The sequence below is a fragment of the Arcticibacter eurypsychrophilus genome (assembly GCF_001730525.1).
In the GTDB taxonomy this organism is placed as follows: domain Bacteria; phylum Bacteroidota; class Bacteroidia; order Sphingobacteriales; family Sphingobacteriaceae; genus Arcticibacter; species Arcticibacter eurypsychrophilus.
This window is the reverse complement of record NZ_MDFN01000009.1, coordinates 1-17,159: the sequence shown is the minus strand read 5'-3', so window position 1 is coordinate 17,159 and position 17,159 is coordinate 1. Positions and strand designations below refer to the sequence as shown.

The 17,159-nt window shown below is 39.8% G+C and carries 14 protein-coding genes and 1 tRNA gene; 5 read left to right on the top strand and 10 right to left on the bottom strand.

Features of this window, described 5'->3' with window-relative positions; translation table 11 throughout:
* Positions 1-18: 18 nt before the first annotated feature.
* On the top strand, positions 19-1,791 hold the full coding sequence (locus tag BFL47_RS06405) for a RagB/SusD family nutrient uptake outer membrane protein (protein WP_069658980.1): 1,773 nt from the start codon (positions 19-21) through the stop codon (positions 1,789-1,791).
* A gap of 145 nt (positions 1,792-1,936) precedes the next feature.
* On the opposite strand, the gene BFL47_RS06400 is transcribed toward BFL47_RS06405, so the two are convergent.
* From BFL47_RS06400 to BFL47_RS06370, 7 genes are all read right to left on the bottom strand, one after another.
* Positions 1,937-4,456, bottom strand: coding sequence for a hypothetical protein (locus BFL47_RS06400; protein WP_069658979.1), 2,520 nt, complete (start codon positions 4,454-4,456; stop codon positions 1,937-1,939).
* Positions 4,457-4,712: 256 nt separating this feature from the next.
* The gene (gene aroC / locus BFL47_RS06395; protein WP_069658978.1) at positions 4,713-5,804 is read right to left on the bottom strand and encodes a chorismate synthase; all 1,092 of its coding nucleotides are present in this window, start codon (positions 5,802-5,804) and stop codon (positions 4,713-4,715) included.
* Between the two features lie 3 nt (positions 5,805-5,807).
* Positions 5,808-7,103: a 3-phosphoshikimate 1-carboxyvinyltransferase gene (gene aroA / locus BFL47_RS06390; RefSeq protein ID WP_069658977.1), complete on the bottom strand. Its 1,296-nt coding sequence runs from the start codon at positions 7,101-7,103 to the stop codon at positions 5,808-5,810.
* Positions 7,103-8,209, bottom strand: a complete 1,107-nt coding sequence (locus tag BFL47_RS06385) for a chorismate mutase (RefSeq protein WP_069658976.1) — start codon at positions 8,207-8,209, stop codon at positions 7,103-7,105. Before BFL47_RS06385 ends, aroA begins: the two co-directional genes overlap by 1 nt.
* 24 nt (positions 8,210-8,233) lie before the next feature.
* Positions 8,234-9,067: a prephenate dehydratase gene (locus BFL47_RS06380; protein ID WP_069658975.1), complete on the bottom strand. Its 834-nt coding sequence runs from the start codon at positions 9,065-9,067 to the stop codon at positions 8,234-8,236.
* A 299-nt stretch (positions 9,068-9,366) separates the two neighbouring features.
* The gene (aroB, locus tag BFL47_RS06375) at positions 9,367-10,431 is read right to left on the bottom strand and encodes a 3-dehydroquinate synthase (protein ID WP_069658974.1); all 1,065 of its coding nucleotides are present in this window, start codon (positions 10,429-10,431) and stop codon (positions 9,367-9,369) included.
* Between the two features lie 2 nt (positions 10,432-10,433).
* Complete coding sequence (locus tag BFL47_RS06370) at positions 10,434-10,640, bottom strand: RNA-binding S4 domain-containing protein (protein WP_069658973.1); 207 nt, start codon at positions 10,638-10,640, stop codon at positions 10,434-10,436.
* A gap of 58 nt (positions 10,641-10,698) precedes the next feature.
* On the opposite strand from BFL47_RS06370, the gene BFL47_RS06365 reads away from it, so the two are divergent.
* A complete protein-coding gene (locus tag BFL47_RS06365; RefSeq protein ID WP_069658972.1) occupies positions 10,699-11,907 on the top strand; it encodes a proline dehydrogenase family protein in 1,209 nt (402 codons plus the stop codon).
* 14 nt (positions 11,908-11,921) lie between these two features.
* Here BFL47_RS06365 and BFL47_RS06360 read toward each other — a convergent pair whose 3' ends face one another.
* Together BFL47_RS06360 and BFL47_RS06355 are read right to left on the bottom strand one after the other, a co-directional pair.
* On the bottom strand, positions 11,922-12,227 hold the full coding sequence (locus tag BFL47_RS06360; protein WP_069658971.1) for a phosphoribosylpyrophosphate synthetase: 306 nt from the start codon (positions 12,225-12,227) through the stop codon (positions 11,922-11,924).
* Between the two features lie 30 nt (positions 12,228-12,257).
* Positions 12,258-12,896: an HAD family hydrolase gene (locus BFL47_RS06355; protein ID WP_069658970.1), complete on the bottom strand. Its 639-nt coding sequence runs from the start codon at positions 12,894-12,896 to the stop codon at positions 12,258-12,260.
* Positions 12,897-12,962: 66 nt separating this feature from the next.
* Between BFL47_RS06355 and BFL47_RS06350 the strand changes: the two genes are divergently transcribed.
* The 3 genes from BFL47_RS06350 to BFL47_RS06340 all read left to right on the top strand — a co-directional run bounded on the left by BFL47_RS06350 (position 12,963) and on the right by BFL47_RS06340 (position 15,155).
* Positions 12,963-13,036 (top strand) — tRNA-Ile (locus BFL47_RS06350).
* A gap of 229 nt (positions 13,037-13,265) precedes the next feature.
* Complete coding sequence (locus BFL47_RS06345; protein WP_069658969.1) at positions 13,266-13,757, top strand: GNAT family N-acetyltransferase; 492 nt, start codon at positions 13,266-13,268, stop codon at positions 13,755-13,757.
* Between the two features lie 42 nt (positions 13,758-13,799).
* Positions 13,800-15,155, top strand: coding sequence for an APC family permease (locus BFL47_RS06340; protein ID WP_083257043.1), 1,356 nt, complete (start codon positions 13,800-13,802; stop codon positions 15,153-15,155).
* A gap of 44 nt (positions 15,156-15,199) precedes the next feature.
* Here BFL47_RS06340 and BFL47_RS06335 read toward each other — a convergent pair whose 3' ends face one another.
* Positions 15,200-16,900, bottom strand: coding sequence for a GH39 family glycosyl hydrolase (locus tag BFL47_RS06335; protein WP_069658968.1), 1,701 nt, complete (start codon positions 16,898-16,900; stop codon positions 15,200-15,202).
* Positions 16,901-17,159: the final 259 nt, after the last annotated feature.

The following is a 17,159-nucleotide window of genomic DNA, read 5'->3' as shown; positions in this document are numbered from 1 at the left end:
TATTAATTCAATTAAGTGATGAAAAATAGTAAAATAAATAAACTGACTATACTATTTCTGACTATAGTTTGTGTTATGGGCACGGTATCGTGCAAGAAAATGTTGGATCTTGAACCAGAAAATCAATTGGATGTTAGCCAGGCTTACCGGAATGTAGCGGATGCTGATGCAGCTGTGATCGGTGTGTATGGTAAATTTCTTGAACTAGGAAAGAACTACATCATGTTAAATGAGGTAAGAGCTGACCTTATGGATGTCACTGCAAATGCAGATCCTTACCTGAGAGAGTTGTCTAATCATAGCACTATATCAAAAGCTAATCCATATGTAGATCCAAGACCATTTTATGAAGTGATTTTGAACTGCAATGATGTAATGAAGAACTTTGATATCATGTTAGCGGAACACCGCATGAGTGTAGCTGATTACAATATGCGTTATTCTGACATAGGTGCTCTAAGGAGCTGGATGTACCTGCAGTTGGGTATTCACTATGGCTCTGTACCTTATATTACCAAACCGCTTGAAACGATTGATGATTTGGCTGGTCTTGCTGACTATCCCAAAATTAGTTTTGACGAATTGGTAACTCAGCTGATTACATTTACAGAAGGTCTTCCTTACATTCAGAGCTACGCTTATCCTGCAGGGAGCTCACTAGTGGTGACTGTGGATGGTAGTAATACAAATAAGGTCTTTGTGAACAAATTAGTTTTGTTGGGAGATCTATATTTATGGAAGAACGAATATCTTAAGGCAGCCACTAAATATAAAGCGCTATTAGAAACGGAGTCAAATAACAGTAATATAAATGTCTCTTTTAATGTTTATAGAATTGGCGTTTCACAAGACGTTTATAACTTCGCAGTTAGTTATGCCAGAGGCCAAGAAGAAGGGTCACTTGTATATAGTCTTACTTCTGGTTGGAAATCGATGTTTGCTCTTCCTAATACAAGTTCCGTATGGAATGTTGAATGGGTGTGGGCCATGCCTTATAATGCAATGTTTAAACCGGGTAATCCTTTCATCGAGATTTTTTCTCTTACTCAAGGGAAATATTCATTGAAGCCATCTCAGGTAGCCATTAATAATTGGAATTCTCAAACACAATTTAATGGTATTCCTTATGATGCCAGAGGCGTAATGTCTTATGACCCGGATGTACCCGGCAAGCCAGAGATAACTAAATTTACCGATAACAGTGTAGCCTTGACTTCACTTAATAAAGGCGGAAGTTGGAATATATCAAGGGCGGCTGGAGTTCATTTACATTATATTGAAGCCGCAAATCGCGATGGACAAGGTAAATTAAGCTATGCATTGTTGAATAGGGGCATTGCAAATACCTATTCTCCAAATGTATTGAACAACAGTCCTACTTTAGCTCAGGTAGATTCCATGCAGACACCTTACCCCACAAGCAGCCCTTATTATTTTGATGCAAGGAATAGCGGAGGAATCAGTAGTGACTTCCGTAAACCATGGCATAGAAATGCGGGTATAAGAGGTCGTGCCAATATTCCGGCTTTACCTGTTGCATTGCAAACAAATATGCTTGGATTAGAAGATAAAGTAATAGATGAAGCTGCGTTGGAACTTGCTTTCGAAGGAAGCCGTTGGTCTGATTTACTTCGTATCGCCTTAAGAAGAGAAAAGGAAAACGCAGGCTCTGGTAAATTGTTCCTTAAAGATAAGATAGCAGCCAAGTTTATAAAAGGAGGACTTCCTGTTCCTGCAGGTGTAACTGCTTTGGGTAATGATGTAACTAGTTGGTATCTGCCTTTTAAATAATAAATGGAGAGGATCTGATAGCCTTTGAATTTAAGGTAAAAAACCCACCATTTGTAAACTCAACGATGTTTACAAATGGTGGGTTTTTTTATGAACGACTACATGAATACGTAATAGAGACTGGGCTCTGATATTCTGACGTGCTTTATTTGATATTTAGTACTACTTTACTTGCTACAGGTATACCATCAACAGTCAAGCCTTCCACAATAACTCTAAGTTGTGTCTTTTGAACACCGTTTTGAAAACTTACGCTAGCAGAGCCGGTAGCATCAGTTACTATATTGGGGTTCCAATAAACTGTTGGCCTTAAGTCCTGTTTTTCTGGATCCAAACTGTATTTGGGCGAGTAATAAGTCCTGGATTCATAATAACCACTTACATCTTCTTTCAAAGTAGAAGGGTTTGTTCTTGCTAAAGCACCAGGTTTAAGGGTCAAATAGATGATATAGAAATCTTTTGGGCCCATTAAAGAGGACATGGATTCTGTAGCAACTCCAAAGGCGTTTGTCGATTCTTCAGATGTTTGTTCTAATCCCGTGGTACCAAGTAAATGTTTTACCAATACGTCCTGCACTTTATCCATACTGATATTATAGTACAAATTTTTATAGTGGGTCTTCATTTCAGCCGGATCATCTTCACGGAACAGCACCTCCTTGTTATTTACGATAAATCGGGTGGAGGCTGGCGTACTTCCATTGGTACTTAAAAAACTAACCACATCAGTGTCGTCTGGTCTTGCTGTACTTACCCGGTGAAGAATAAAATGTCCAAGATTCCGGTAGTCATAATCTTTGGAAGTTATAGTAAATGATTCGTCTTTATATCCAAAGTCAGTAATAATCCGGTCTGTAAGCTGTATTTGTCTACGTTTTGATTTCACCACTACTTCCTTTAAATTTATAGTGTCTGACATGCTTTGTTTCATTTGATTCTGTTTAGCATGAACCAACCTGTTTGATAAAGAAAGCATCGCACTATCCATAACGGAAATGGGACGTAAACTTAACTCAATTGGTTTCTTAAATAACGAATCCATTACAAGTAGCCCTGTCTGTTTACCCTTACTATTTACGGAAGTTAATGTCAATGGTTGAGCTCCATAAAGCTGTACGGTGTCGATATAAAACTTTCCTGCTGAGTCTGTTACAGCAGAGAATAATTTAGCCCCTTTCGCTTTAAACGCTGACAGCGAGATGTTCATACCTGCCATAGATTTATCTGATGATAACTGCTTAACATTTCCCGAAACAGTAATACCCTGTTCCACTTCATATGTTACACGAAGTGCCGAATCGGCCAGTCGTTTCCATGTAAAATCACGCCAGCCCTGTGTCATGAGTAGGAGATCAAGTTGTGCTGTCCTTTGTGCATTTCCCTTGTCAAAATACTGATCAGGATTTTCAATATGTCCTTTCAGTTCAGATTCGAGCATTAGGTAGGATGCTACTGAACTTTTATTTGCAGTAATTAATCCGGCGTCTACAGCCGCCATGGAGAAATTACCACTTACGGGTTGCCCATTTTGATGGGAAGCATTTAGCTTCAATGTTACCCTTTCCCTATATTTATACATTGCTTTATCAGCTGTAATTACCAGGGTTACCGGGTTTGGATCTTCGATATAAACCAAGCGCTCACAATGAGGACGACCCTGATCATCAGTTAAACTGATACTTGCAATTCCGGCTGGGAAAAGGTTTTTAGGAATGGTTACAGCACCCTGTACATCTTTCATGACTATTTTTGCCGAATAGCAGGTTTTCCCATGACTCTTACCTACAATCAACAGTTCCTCTCCCTCAAAATCTTGTAAGGTTGCCAGGTTGGTGCTTAGATTCAGATAGATCAATGAATCTGTGGCTTTGATATGCATGGCAAAACCTTTGATCAAAGGAATCGGTAACTCGGTATTGAAACTTTTTCCATTTGCATAGTTACCTTTTAGTCTGTATTTAATTCCAGCTAAGGGAAACAACATAAAACTCCCCATTCCATTAGAAGGACTAGTAATCGTATTCATCTCTTCTCCACTCGAAGAAAGCACTTGTCCTTTAAAAGCAATGCCATTCCCTGAGGTAGCTATCGCTTTAAATGAAAGCAAGCCGGCAATCCCTTCAATCATGGAACCTCCCTCAGGGAAAAACTGAATTGCTGCATCAGCATCTTTCAATTTATCCACCGACTTAATACTTAGCCCTTGCTCTTTATTCGCAGCATCATTTGCCTTGGCTACTTGCGGATTGTCTGTATTCACGATTTTTATCTGTTTTTCAAAGATAAAATTGTCACCAAAATTTCTCATCCAGTTGGTATATGCCCGGATGCGATAAGTTCCGGTAGCAATGGAATCACTTAACAGAAAGTCTCCTTTTCCTAATCCTTTATTGATCCGGATTACATTGCGGGATATTATTTCGGCACCAGGAGATATCAGCTCAACATATAAGTTGTTACTGGTATTGATTAGGGTATTGGTTTGCCCGTTTACCAGGTAGACTTTGAACCAGATATTTTCACCGGATGTGTATTGTTCCCTGTCGGTATGCAGATATGATTTTTCGAAGAAGAGTTTAAATGGTTTTGGAGTAGTGTGCTGAGCGAATAAGGTATTAAACGTAAAACTAAGTGTCAGTACAAAAAGAGTTCTAAATTTGGTCATATTTAAGGTTAATTGATGACGTAAGTTAGACTAATACAATGGGATAGCAGGTACGTTATTGTTGATTAAAGCATACTTTAAAGAGCAGTTTTTCTTATATTCATTTAGCCTACAAACCAGGATGCAGGTTTGTAATTGGCTCTTAAACAATAAAGCGAAACCAAGTATTTTGTTCCTGAGTCTCAGAAACAGAAATACGCAGTTTCGCTCTTTATACAAATTATCATCTTCCTAAAGAAGACCCAAAAAAAATTCTTTACTGATAAGCAGCCTGCCTCAAGTAGTGATCGGCTATAACTAAAGCCGCCATCGCTTCTACAATAGCTACTGCACGGGGAACTACACAAGGGTCGTGGCGACCTTTGCCTTTAATCTCTGCTGCATTTCCCGATTTATCAACCGTTTGCTGGTTGTGCATAATGGTAGCTACCGGTTTAAAGGCCACCCTGAAGGTGATATCCATCCCGTTAGAAATACCACCCTGAACGCCTCCTGAGAAGTTAGTGCTGGTGCTGATCGGTTTTCCACCATCAGCAATGTGAAAAATGTCGTTATGCTCTGATCCTTTCATTTCAGATCCTGCAAATCCTGATCCGTATTCAAAGCCATGAACGGCATTGATGCTAAGCATGGCCTTTCCAAGGTCCGCGTGCAATTTATCAAATACAGGTTCGCCTAAACCAACCGGACAATTCCGGATGATACAGGATATTTTTCCGCCAACTGTGTCGCCATCCTTGCGGACGCCATCGATCATCTCAATCATTTCATTTGCCGTAGCCGGATCAGCACAGCGCACAATATTGCTTTCGCGGATCACCAGCAATTCAGACAAATCCTGTAAAGGCAAATTTGGTGAATCTATTGTGCCGGCAGAAGAAACATGTGCAAATATCTCAATCCCTTTTTGCTTCAGATAGAGTTTAGCTACTGCACCGGCTGCCACGCGGGCAGCAGTTTCACGTGCCGAAGAACGGCCACCGCCCCGATAATCACGGATTCCATATTTCTCCTGATAGGTATAATCAGCATGAGAGGGTCTGTAAATATCTTTATTATGGTCGTAGTCCTTTGAACGCTGATCTTCATTTGGGATCAGTAAGGCCAGGGGTGTCCCTGTGCTTTTACCTTCAAAAACTCCCGATAGGATACTTGCCGTATCGCTTTCTTTCCTTTGGGTAGTGATTTTGGATTGTCCCGGTTTACGTTTATCCAACTCTCCCTGGATAAAATTCAAGTCAATTTCAATATTAGGGGGACAGCCATCAATGATTACTCCGATGGCTTTACCGTGTGATTCTCCAAATGTACTGATGCGGAACAATTGTCCAAATATATTTCCTGCCATGTTTTAATTGGTATTGATGTGGAAGCCGGCCTTCAGGAGGTCATCCCAGAAAGTCGGGTATGATTTGCCCACTACCTGTGGATCTTCGATTTCCAGCTGTGGTATTTTTAAAGCCAGGGGAGCAAAAGCCATTGCCATCCGGTGGTCTTCGTATGTTTTAATGCTGAGTTTCTCCGGAAAATGAAGCTTGGAACAATCCAGATGATAAAAAGAATATTCCTCCGAAAGCGTTACCCCGATTTTAGCAAGTTCGGTCTGTAGCGCCAGGATGCGGTCGGTTTCCTTGATTTTGAGGGTCTCGAGTCCTGTGAATGTGGCATTATTTCCCAATACCGCACTGCATACGATAATGGTTTGAGCTAAATCCGGACAGTCTCTTAAATCAAAGATAATCGAGTCATCAAGACGTTCATTGGTTTTTTCAATTAAAAGTCCTTCTTCAGTAAAGGTAGATTTAATGCCAAAACTCTGCATAATAGTAGTAATGCGACTATCGCCCTGTAAGCTATTTTCCTTTAAATTGGGGAGGGTAATCGAGGCATGATCAGACAAAGCTGCTATTGAATACCAGTAAGAAGCTGCACTCCAATCGGGTTCAATAGTAAGTTGGGCCTCTGTAAAAGGTTGATGCGCAATAGTAATAATAGAGCCGGTCCAAGAATGTTGAATTCCGGCCTCCTTAAGCATCGACAAAGTCATTTCTACATAAGGCCGGGAGGTTAATTCGCCATCAATATGAAGTTCTAAGCCGTTTTGCAGGTAAGGAGAAACGAGTAGTAAGGCAGAGAGATACTGGGAACTTACGTTTCCTTGTATGTGGATGATATTAGTTTTTTGCTCAAACCCAAGGTTAAATTTCAAGGGAGGAAAACCTTCTACTCCGTCGTAACCGATATTGGCACCTAATTTAGAAAGTGCATCAACAAGGATCCCGATAGGGCGTTGTTTCATCCGCTCTGAACCAGTTAGCTGAGCCTCTGTACCAGTAGCGGCCAGGTAGGCACTTAAAAAACGCATAGCAGTACCTGCAGGACCTATATTGGCGGTTAGCTGACCATCTATTTGTTTTAAACTTCCACTACCAAAGGTGGCTTCTACAATGCCTTTATCAAGTGATTCGAGTACACCATTTAAAATAACGGTATCATCAGCGGAGGAAAGGTTGTTTATCGCAACCTTTCCTTTACTTAATGCCTTCAAAATCAGTGCTCTGTTGCTTTCGCTTTTTGATCCGGTAAGCTGGATGGTGCAGAAAGTATCCGATCCTGATTTTGAAAGTATGCTATTTTTTTCGGCCATTAGTGTTCTTCTACTGTTTTTACATTCATGATCTTAGTCTGTCTCTTAATAGATTCAGCGTGGATCAATTCCAATAATTTAGTAGTAAATTCAGTGTCTAATTTTAAAGCTTTTGCAAATTCAGCGCGTTTGTTGATGATCTCATCCCAACGGTTTAGCTGAAGGATGGTGATGTCGTTATCTCTTTTGAACTCGCCTATTTTCTCCACGATACCCATTCTCTCGGCTACCTTCTGAATAAGCAGATCATCGATTTTGTCAATGTCTTTACGTAGTTCTGCTAATTTATCGGATACAACCTGACTTTTAGGTTGATGCTGACGTACGGTAAGATTGTCAATCAGATCAGATAATGCGGAAGGTGTTAATTGTTGTTTAGCATCAGTCCAGGCTACGGAAGGGTCAATATGTGACTCAATCATCAGGCCATTCATTTCCAAATCCAGTGCTTTCTGAGAAATGTAAGGAATTAACTCCCTGTTTCCACAGATATGACTAGGGTCGCAGATGATTGGTAACTCGGGGCAAAGCGTCTTTAACTGAATAGCAAGTTCCCACATGGGTTCATTTCTGAAGGGAGATTTTTCGTAAGATGAAAAACCACGTGAAATAGCGGCTAACTTAGTGATACCAGCCTGGTTGATACGTTCAAGTGCACCAATCCATAAAGAAAGATCGGGGTTTACCGGGTTTTTAATCATTACCGGAATATCTACACCGCGCAGCGCATCAGCAATTTCCTGAACAGTGAATGGGTTTGCAGTAGAGCGGGCACCAATCCAAAGAATATCAACACCAGCAGCAAGCGCCTCTTCAACGTGTTTTGCATTAGCAACTTCTACTGTGATCGGTAAACCAGTTTCTTCTTTAGCACGGTTCAGCCATTGGAGACCAATACTTCCAATTCCTTCGAATTCTCCGGGACGTGTACGTGGTTTCCAGATCCCTGCACGAAGAGCAGTGATTTTACCTGTTTTAGCCAGAAGGTGTGCCGTAGCAATTAATTGTTCTTCTGTTTCAGCGCTACAAGGACCTGCAATAACTAAAGGCTGGTTTTTTGTAGGTAACCAATTTTCTAATGGTTCTATGTTTAAGTTAAGTTTCATCTTGCTTTATATGTTAAGTTTGTTCTATTTGACGTTTTCGTTTTTGATGTATTCTCCCAGTAGGGTGAAGTTAATGGTGTACCGTAATATTTTACTCAGAGCCTCTTTGTAGGCGGCAGTATCTTTCCATTCGATATCAACGTAAAAGTTATACTCATTGCGTTTGCCTAAAACTGGCATAGACTGAATTTTGCTTAGGTTGACGTTATGTTCTGCAAAAATGTTAAGCACCTTAGCCAGGGATCCTACTTCATCATTGGTTTCAAAAGAAAGCGAAGCTTTATTCGGGCTGGGGATATCCCATCCGATATGTTCAGAGAGGATCAGAAAACGGGTAAAATTTTTTTTGTTTGATTCAATACGACGTTCTATAATTTCTAAGCCGTAGAGTTTTGCTGCCAATTGATTGGCAATGGCAACAGTATCTGTAAGCTGTTCGTCGCGGATCCGTTTGGCACATGCGGCTGTATCTGAACTTTCCACAATGTTGAGGTGTGGATATTCGTCAATAAAGTCGATACACTGGCGGATGGCAATAGGGTGCGATTCTACATTTTTAATCTGTTCAAATTTTACTCCCGGTAAAGCCATTAGGTGGAGTTGGATAGAAAGATAGACCTCGCCGATAATACATAAATGGTAATCGCGAAGCAGGGTGTAATTAGGCAACAAACTTCCAGCAATGGAATTTTCAATGGCCATCACTACGAAATCAGCTTCTTTATTTTTCAGTACTTCACAGGTTTTCTTAAAAGAACTGCACTCAATGGTGTCGATATCCTCCCCGAAAAACTTAAATGCGGCTTCTTCGTGAAATGAAGCCTTAATTCCTTGTATTGCTACTCTTTTTCTGTCCATGATCAAAAAAAAAGTCCCGGCTGTTTGGCCGGGACTTTATATAGTTCTTAAACTTATAACATATTCGTCCCGATTCTTACTGATAGTAGTAAAAGTAACCGAACAGATATGTGTTAATATTTCTCATTTCTTTTTGTTGAGCCAAATATACAGTATTAATTTAAAGTGTCAATAGGCAAAATGAAATAAATAACTGTTTAATTCGATGTATTAATTCAAAGAGTTAATAGGTAAAATGAAATAGTTAATTGTTTCATTCCATGTATTAATTCAAAGTGTCAATAGGCAAAATGAAATAGTTAACTATTTAACTCCGCGTAAAAATTCAGACTGTCCAAAATTTGTTTTTCTTCAAGGTAAATGTTGTAGTCACATTTCCCTATTCCGCTCAGTAAAGCAAATCCAATTTTACCATTGTCATTCTTTTTATCGTTCTTCATGAAGTTTAAGATGTCGGGATAAGAGCCGGACTTAATCTTATATGAAGAGAAAATAGAACTTATATATTGAATTACTTCTGTAAGTTCCTCTTCCGAAAGACCATTATGCTGATTGGAAAGATAAGCCTCGCAAATCATGCCCAGAGCAATGGCTTGACCGTGAAGAAGTGGTTTTTTGTCGTTCTTTAAGGAATAGGTTTCCACAGCATGACCTATTGTATGTCCGAAATTCAATGTTTTACGAATTCCTTTTTCAAAAGGATCTGCAAGTACCACCTGGTTTTTAATTTCAACAGAGTGGTATACGATTGCTGAGGTAATGCCTTTCGGATTGATTTCCTTAAGCTGGTTGAAATAAGCTTTGTCCGCAATTAAACCATGTTTTACTACTTCAGCAAAACCAGATTGAATTTGACGTTCATCCAGGCTGTTTAGAAATTCAGCAGAAATAAAAACAGCTTTAGGTTGAGTGAAAGTACCAATGATGTTTTTGATATTGCCCATATCGATGCCTGTTTTTCCTCCTACAGAAGCATCTACCTGAGAAAGAAGCGTAGTGGGAACTTGAACGAAATCAATTCCGCGTTTATAGGTAGAAGCGGCAAAACCACCCATATCTGTAATCACGCCACCGCCCAGATTAATGAGCAGGCTATTTCTATCCGCGTCAAAATCGAGCAGCATTTGCCATACGCCAATGCAATAATCTATGTTTTTATTTTCCTCTCCAGGATCTACTTCGATGATGTCGTAGTTATCAAGCAGGGGCAAAAACTGTTTGATCAAGGGCATACAATGCTCCGAAGTGTTCATATCGGTCAGAAAGAAGACCTTAGAATAGTTCGAATTGTCAAGAAAATTCTGAAGTTCTTTTAATTCATTGTCGAAGAAAACAGGGTATCCGTTACTTTGTATTGGCGTCATAATTACTTCACTAAGATCTTGTTACCGTTAAATTCTACTATATCGCCGCGTTTCACCTTGAGCCGTTTTCTGTAATCGACCACGCCATTATATTTTACCTTTCCTTCAAATACAACTATTTGAGCCTCTCCACCTGTTACTACAAGGTGGGTTGCTTTAAGTAATTGAATCATGGGTATAAACTCACCTTCAAGTTCAAATTCTATCATGAACAAAGTTAAAATTATTATTTTTCCAGTTTAGTTATTTAGCATTAATTTTGAGCCCATGATGAATCAATCTGATAATTCAGTTAAGATAAATAAAAGTATTCCAGATTTTAGTAATACGGAGATTGCATTTAAGGGTAAAACTAATACCGAATTAAATAAAGCGTACTGGTTGTTTAAAGCTGTCAGCAGTCCGTTTATAACCAAAGTTGGGGCCGCTGCTACAAACTTTTTGTTTCGGATAGGTGCGCCTATCGTTCCTTTAATAAAGGGTACAATTTTCGCCCAGTTTTGTGGAGGAGAAACCATTGCTAGTTGCGAAACAGCAATTGGTAAACTGGCAAATGGTGGCGTTGGAACAATATTGGACTATTCAGTTGAGGGAGAACAGGAGGAAAGGAGTTTCATAGAGACTACCGAGGAGATTCTGAATGTGCTCCGGAAATCTAAGGATGACCCAAGGATTCCTCTTGCCGTGTTTAAGCCAACCGGTGTAGGTCGTTTTGATTTATATGTGAAGGTTAATAATAAAGAGACGTTGACCGTTGCCGAACATGCGGAGTACTTTAAAGTGAAGGCACGTTTTAATCAGATCTGTAAATTTGCACATGATTTGGATGTTCCGGTTATGATTGATGCAGAAGAATCATGGATTCAGACGGCTGTTGATGACATTGCGCTGGATATGATGCGGATGTATAACCGCGATAAAACAATTGTTTATAATACGTATCAGATGTATCGTACGGATAAACTGGCTTCATTAAAAGCAGTAGTTTATCTGGCTGCGACAGATGAATTTAAGCTGGGTGCTAAAATTGTACGGGGTGCCTATTTGGAAAAAGAACGCGAACGGGCAGCTGAAATGGGCTATCAGTCTCCTATTCATAAAGATAAGGCAGCTACAGATGCTGATTACGATGAGGCTATCCGATTTTGTATGGAACATATTACTCAGGTTTCTATTATCGCAGGAACTCATAACGAGGAAAGCTGCAGTTCCCTGGTCGGTTTAATGAATACGTACCGGATTGAAAGAAATGATCCTGCTGTTTATTTTGCTCAGTTATTAGGAATGAGTGATCACTTGAGTTTTAATCTGGCAGACTCCGCATACAATGTGGCTAAATATGTCCCTTATGGACCTGTTAAAGCTATTCTGCCCTACTTATTTCGCAGGGCAGAAGAGAATACCTCATTGGCTGGTCAGACAGGCAGAGAGCTTAATTTGATTATGAAGGAGAAATCAAGACGTAGGAATTCCTGATCTTTCCCGATTTATTAACCTGGTGTATTCAATTTTTTAAGAAGTTCTTCAGACAGGTCATCCGAATAGACTCCATAGCCATTCACAAAGACGCCTTTTACATTGTATTTATCGGATTGTATTCCATAAACAATCGAATTATCTGCAGGATCAGAAGGTCCTTCAAACCGATGAAATTCAGCAATACTGAAATCGTCAGGATTTAACGTAATGTTTTGTTCACTGTTATGAAGCACTCCATTTGCAAGGTTAAAATCCAGGGTAAACCCTCTTTTTTTAAGGTCGTTGAGTGCATCGACCAAGCTTTCATAGTTTTCCATAGACGTTTAACACAGGCTCTTGTGCTTTGTTTATTTTTTTAGAAGTCCGGATCGGTATAGGAATTTTTCAAGGGATTCCTCTTTGGTGATCAGATGTGTGTGTAAACCGAGTGCTTGAGCGGTTTTAAGATGTTGCGGACTATCATCAATGAAAAGAGTCTCTTCTATTTTTAGGTCGTTTTCTTTTAACACCAGTTCAAAGATTTCGCGGTTCGGTTTTCTGATGCGCACGAGATGGGAGTAGTACACCTTTTCGAAAAACTGATCGTTGGAGTCGATATTAAACTCTTGTTTTAAATAGTTCTGGATAAAGTCAAGATGAATTTCATTGATGTTACTTAAAAGGAAGGTGCGGTACTGGCTTTTTGCTTTCAGCAGTAATTCGTGGTTTATAGGAGGAACGCCGATAAGAAGACTGGTCCATGCTGTGTCGATCTGTTCGTCTGAAAGTTCAGGCTGACCTGTTATTTTCCTTATTCCATCCCTGAACTCTGCTGCGGTAATGTCGCCTTGTTCGAACTGATCAAAGAGTGGATTATGACCGGTATGTGCGAAAAAAGTCTCCACATTTTGGATTCCAAGCTCGGTAAAAGAGTTTTGAGTTTTCAGGAAGTCAATGAGAAAGATGACGTTACCATAATCGAAAATTATATTTTTTATGTTTTGCATATCCGTTTGAAAATTTCAATGCAAAAATGTACATTTGCACTCGCAATCGGAAAAGATTGTTTAGCTGCGCCTATAGCTCAGCTGGTTAGAGTAGAAGACTCATAATCTTTTGGTCCCTGGTTCGAGCCCAGGTGGGCGCACAGTAATAAAAAAGCCGTTTTCTGATAAAGAAAACGGCTTTTTCGTTTAAATACGACTTAACATTAGTTCAGGAATCGTTCAGTAAGTCAAACTGTCAGAAGCAAGGCTGCATCAGGGTAATTTGTATCTTTAGGACATTTTATTAGCCTTTTCTTGCATTAAACTCAACCTGCCAATTTGCCTCAAGCCTTTTTAACCTTTATCTTAGCACCTTTAAATCAATTTTGAATGTCCATTAAAATTAGACGCATTACAGAAAAGGATGATAAAGGTTTAGCAAAGATCATTCGCGATTCATTAACCGAACATGATGTACCAAAGATTGGGACCGTTTATTCTGATCCTACTACCGACCATTTGTTTAAGTTATTCACAACTGGTGGTTCCCTTTATTACATCGTAGAACAAGATGGTGTTTTACTTGGAGGATGCGGCGTTTTTCCAACGGAAGGCTTGCCTCATGGCTGTGCAGAACTGGTAAAGCTTTATTTATCAGAAGATTCAAGAGGTAAAGGCATCGGAAAACTTTTACTAGAAAAATGTTTTCTCGCTGCTATTGAACTGGGCTATACACAATTGTACCTTGAATCGTTTCCTTCTCTTGGTAAAGCAGTCAGCTTATATTTAAAATCTGGATTTTACCATCTGCCCAGTGCATTAGGGAATTCAGGACATCATGCATGCACCATCTGGATGATAAAAGACCTCAAAATCGCATAAAATAGCTATAAAATCCTATCTTAGTTCCATGCAATACACCTTGTGAATACAGTAGCTATCAAACAAGAGAGAAGCCTTGGTTTGGTTCAGGCAACGGCGATCAATATGATCGATATGGTAGGTATAGGGCCATTTATAACCTTACCTATGGTCATCAGTATGATGAACGGACCTTATTTTCTATATGCATGGCTGGCTGGTGCTTTTTTATCCATGGTAGATGCTATGGTATGGAGTGAATTGGGGGCTGCCTTCCCGAAAGCCGGAGGTTCTTATAATTTTCTAAAAGAAACATACGGGAAGAATAGTGTAGGTAAATTGATGAGCTTTTTATTTGTATGGCAAACCATGATTCAGGCTCCTTTGGTTATCGCTTCTGCATCTATAGGATTTGCTTATTATCTATCCTACCTGATCCCTTTAACGCCAATTCTTTCCAAGATGGTAAGTGGAGGTGTAGTTATTCTCATTATCGTATTACTTTATCGCAAAATTGAAGACATTGGGAAAATAAGTATCGTCCTTTGGGTTACTGTAATTCTCACCTTGTTTTGGATCATTGGTGGTGGAATTGCTCACGGAAATTTTCTTGAACCCATAAAACATGTAAATGATGGCTTAACGATCAATTATGCCTTTATTACTGCGATCGGATTTGCGAGTGTTAAAAGTGTATACAGCTACTTAGGCTATTACAATATATGCCATTTGGGAGGCGAGATCATTAATCCATCAAAAAATATTCCCCGAAGCATGTTCCTTTCTATCGCAGGAATTGCTGTTTTATACCTGATGATGAATGTTAGTGTGGTTAGTGTGATTCCCTGGGCGCAAGCAAAGGACAGCAAGTTCGTGATCAGTGAGTTTATGCAACAGATAGCGGGACCTGCAGCAGCTCAGGTCATTACCTGTTTAGTGTTGCTGGTTGCATTTTCATCCGTGTTTTCTGCAACTCTTGGTTATAGCCGGATCCCTTATGCTGCAGCTGCAGACGGATCTTTTTTTAAAGTGTTCGCTAAACTACACCCTAAAGGGAAGTTTCCTTATGTTTCTTTGTTATTCATCGGGTCCATTGCTTTTGTCTTTAGCTTGCTTTTTAAGTTAAGCGACGTCATAAACGCTATTCTTGCCATGCGCATATTGGTGCAGTTTATTGCTCAGGCAGTAGGATTACTGATGCTAAGAAAACTACGCGGCAGTACAAACTTTCCTTATAAAATGCCTTTCTTTCCATGGCCGGTTTATTTGGCTATCATTATGTGGTTCGGGATCCTCATCTCAACCGGATTTGTAATGGTTTTAGGCGGAATAATCACCACAACCCTTGGAGCCCTGGTCTATTTTATTAAGGCCAAATTAAATAAGGAATGGCCTTTTGATGCCCGTACTAAAATATAAGGCACCTGGGGTGATGACCAGATCACATCTCATGAGAAGTAATCTCACCATTTAAACTGCAATAAGGATACCCCATGTCTTGGAAGTTTCATCTTTACAGTGGTCATTCCATCTTTAGGGTTGATCCATTCCGGTGAAGTGAGTAGCTGAAGCTGACCGGCTTTCTCGAGCAGTGCAATCTGTTCTGCTGATGGTTGCTTAGGAGAACCCATTTTCTTCCACGTTTCATAGGAGTTGCTGTTTTCGTCGTCTATCCTATAATGACTTAACATCACTTTTTGATGGTCAGGAAGGCCCTTTATTGCTATTTCTACTGCCGCATCAGGGGCCGTAAGTTTATCATCATGGTAATTCCAAACCATAACAGCTGCTGAATTGCTGCTTTTGCTCGCCAATGCGTTAATATCGGGTTCCGCACGTACACTTGAATCACGTACTCTTTTGTAATCGTATGCCAGATTTTGTTTCACTTCAACCCGGTTGCCTTCCATCATTCCAAACATCCGGAATACATTCAGTACTGGTTTATCCACACCGTTAGTAGCCAAGTCACGGAAGCCACGAAACCAGGCCTGATCCTCAAACTCAAAAGCCCAGGATACTGCACCCGCTAGGTTTACTCCGCGAGCCTCTGCTAATTCATATTTACGGGCAAAGGATGCAGCCGTATAACTGGAATACATGGTGCCATTGCGGTAAGCGTTCTGCGGACTTAAATCTTCTGAGCATGCAGCGCATCCTTCCGGATCAGATTCCCCTATAATAATAGGCAATTTCTTTAACTGGGGATAAGAAGCTACCATTTTAAAACCAGTATCTATATCTCTGAGTTGTGTGCCCATATTCATCTGGATATGCCCGTCAACTAATTTAGGAGACCCTTTAGCATGATAAGTAATGAAATCTAATGGCGATCCTGTTTTTCCTGTAGCATAGTTTTTACCAGTAGTGACATGGTCTAAAAAAATTTTAAGAAAAATTGCCGCATCATCCCATGAAGGTCCTGTAACTTCCGGTCCACCTATTCTTGCTGTAGGCAAAGCACGCTTTACGGCATTAGCAGAGTAATCGTATAGCATTAAATACTCTTCAGTAGTACCTTTCCAATATCCAATATTAGGTTCGTTCCAAAGTTCCCAATACCAACTTTCTACTTCCTTTTGCCCATATCTGGCTTTGGAATGTTTCACCCATTCATAAATCAGAGCTGACCATTTCGTGTAATCTTTTGGTGGATACGCCCAGCCGGTATATATATCATTGTAATTATCTCCAGGTTTCCAGTGATGCCTGTAAGGCTCAGGATTAGTGGAAAGTGCCTCAGGCATAAAGCCTATCTGTGCTATTGGCTTCATGCCCCTTTCAATGAACGTATCAAATATTTTATCAACTATCGTCCAGTTGTATATGGGATTTCCTTTTTTATCTTCTGTGTAAGCATTCGTTGATCCCCATTTTAATGCTGCTTCCCCATCGCCGGTAACCAATAGGCTATGAACCCGTACAAAAACAGGGACCTTACTCAATTGAGAAATCTCAGTAAGAAGTTTCTTGCCGTCTTTCATATAGGTGTAATTGGGTTCATCGTACCCAAACCAGGCCCATATTGGTTTCATGGGTGCTTTGGTAACGCTTAAATTAACGTCAATAGACACGACCGAAGTAGGAGAGGTCTGGCAATAAGCAGATAATTCGGCAAAAAGGGCAATTTGAAGTATGAATAACGCTTTGGTTCCTAGAAACATGTCGCAGATTTTTAAACTGGTTTATAAAAGAAAGGTACTTATTTAAACTTAAAACAGGTCAATTTTTCTACTACTTATACCTTTATTAACTACCCGGAAGTATATGCTGATTTAAGATTATTCATAAAGGAACTCCAATTAACCTTTTTTTTAACAAATAATCTATCACTCTCTAAATAACAATTTTTTATTGTTTTGAAAAGCCATTTTATGATATGTTATAAAAACTATTACTGTTGTCCGGTAAAAGAAAAAAGGT

Coding starts and splice junctions, on each gene's coding strand:
- BFL47_RS06405 (WP_069658980.1), top strand. CDS start 19: ATGAAAAATAGTAAAATAAATAAACTGACTATACTATTTCTGACTATA.
- BFL47_RS06400 (WP_069658979.1), bottom strand. CDS start 4,456: ATGACCAAATTTAGAACTCTTTTTGTACTGACACTTAGTTTTACGTTT.
- aroC (WP_069658978.1), bottom strand. CDS start 5,804: ATGGCAGGAAATATATTTGGACAATTGTTCCGCATCAGTACATTTGGA.
- aroA (WP_069658977.1), bottom strand. CDS start 7,103: ATGGCCGAAAAAAATAGCATACTTTCAAAATCAGGATCGGATACTTTC.
- BFL47_RS06385 (WP_069658976.1), bottom strand. CDS start 8,209: ATGAAACTTAACTTAAACATAGAACCATTAGAAAATTGGTTACCTACA.
- BFL47_RS06380 (WP_069658975.1), bottom strand. CDS start 9,067: ATGGACAGAAAAAGAGTAGCAATACAAGGAATTAAGGCTTCATTTCAC.
- aroB (WP_069658974.1), bottom strand. CDS start 10,431: ATGACGCCAATACAAAGTAACGGATACCCTGTTTTCTTCGACAATGAA.
- BFL47_RS06370 (WP_069658973.1), bottom strand. CDS start 10,640: ATGATAGAATTTGAACTTGAAGGTGAGTTTATACCCATGATTCAATTA.
- BFL47_RS06365 (WP_069658972.1), top strand. CDS start 10,699: ATGATGAATCAATCTGATAATTCAGTTAAGATAAATAAAAGTATTCCA.
- BFL47_RS06360 (WP_069658971.1), bottom strand. CDS start 12,227: ATGGAAAACTATGAAAGCTTGGTCGATGCACTCAACGACCTTAAAAAA.
- BFL47_RS06355 (WP_069658970.1), bottom strand. CDS start 12,896: ATGCAAAACATAAAAAATATAATTTTCGATTATGGTAACGTCATCTTT.
- BFL47_RS06345 (WP_069658969.1), top strand. CDS start 13,266: ATGTCCATTAAAATTAGACGCATTACAGAAAAGGATGATAAAGGTTTA.
- BFL47_RS06335 (WP_069658968.1), bottom strand. CDS start 16,900: ATGTTTCTAGGAACCAAAGCGTTATTCATACTTCAAATTGCCCTTTTT.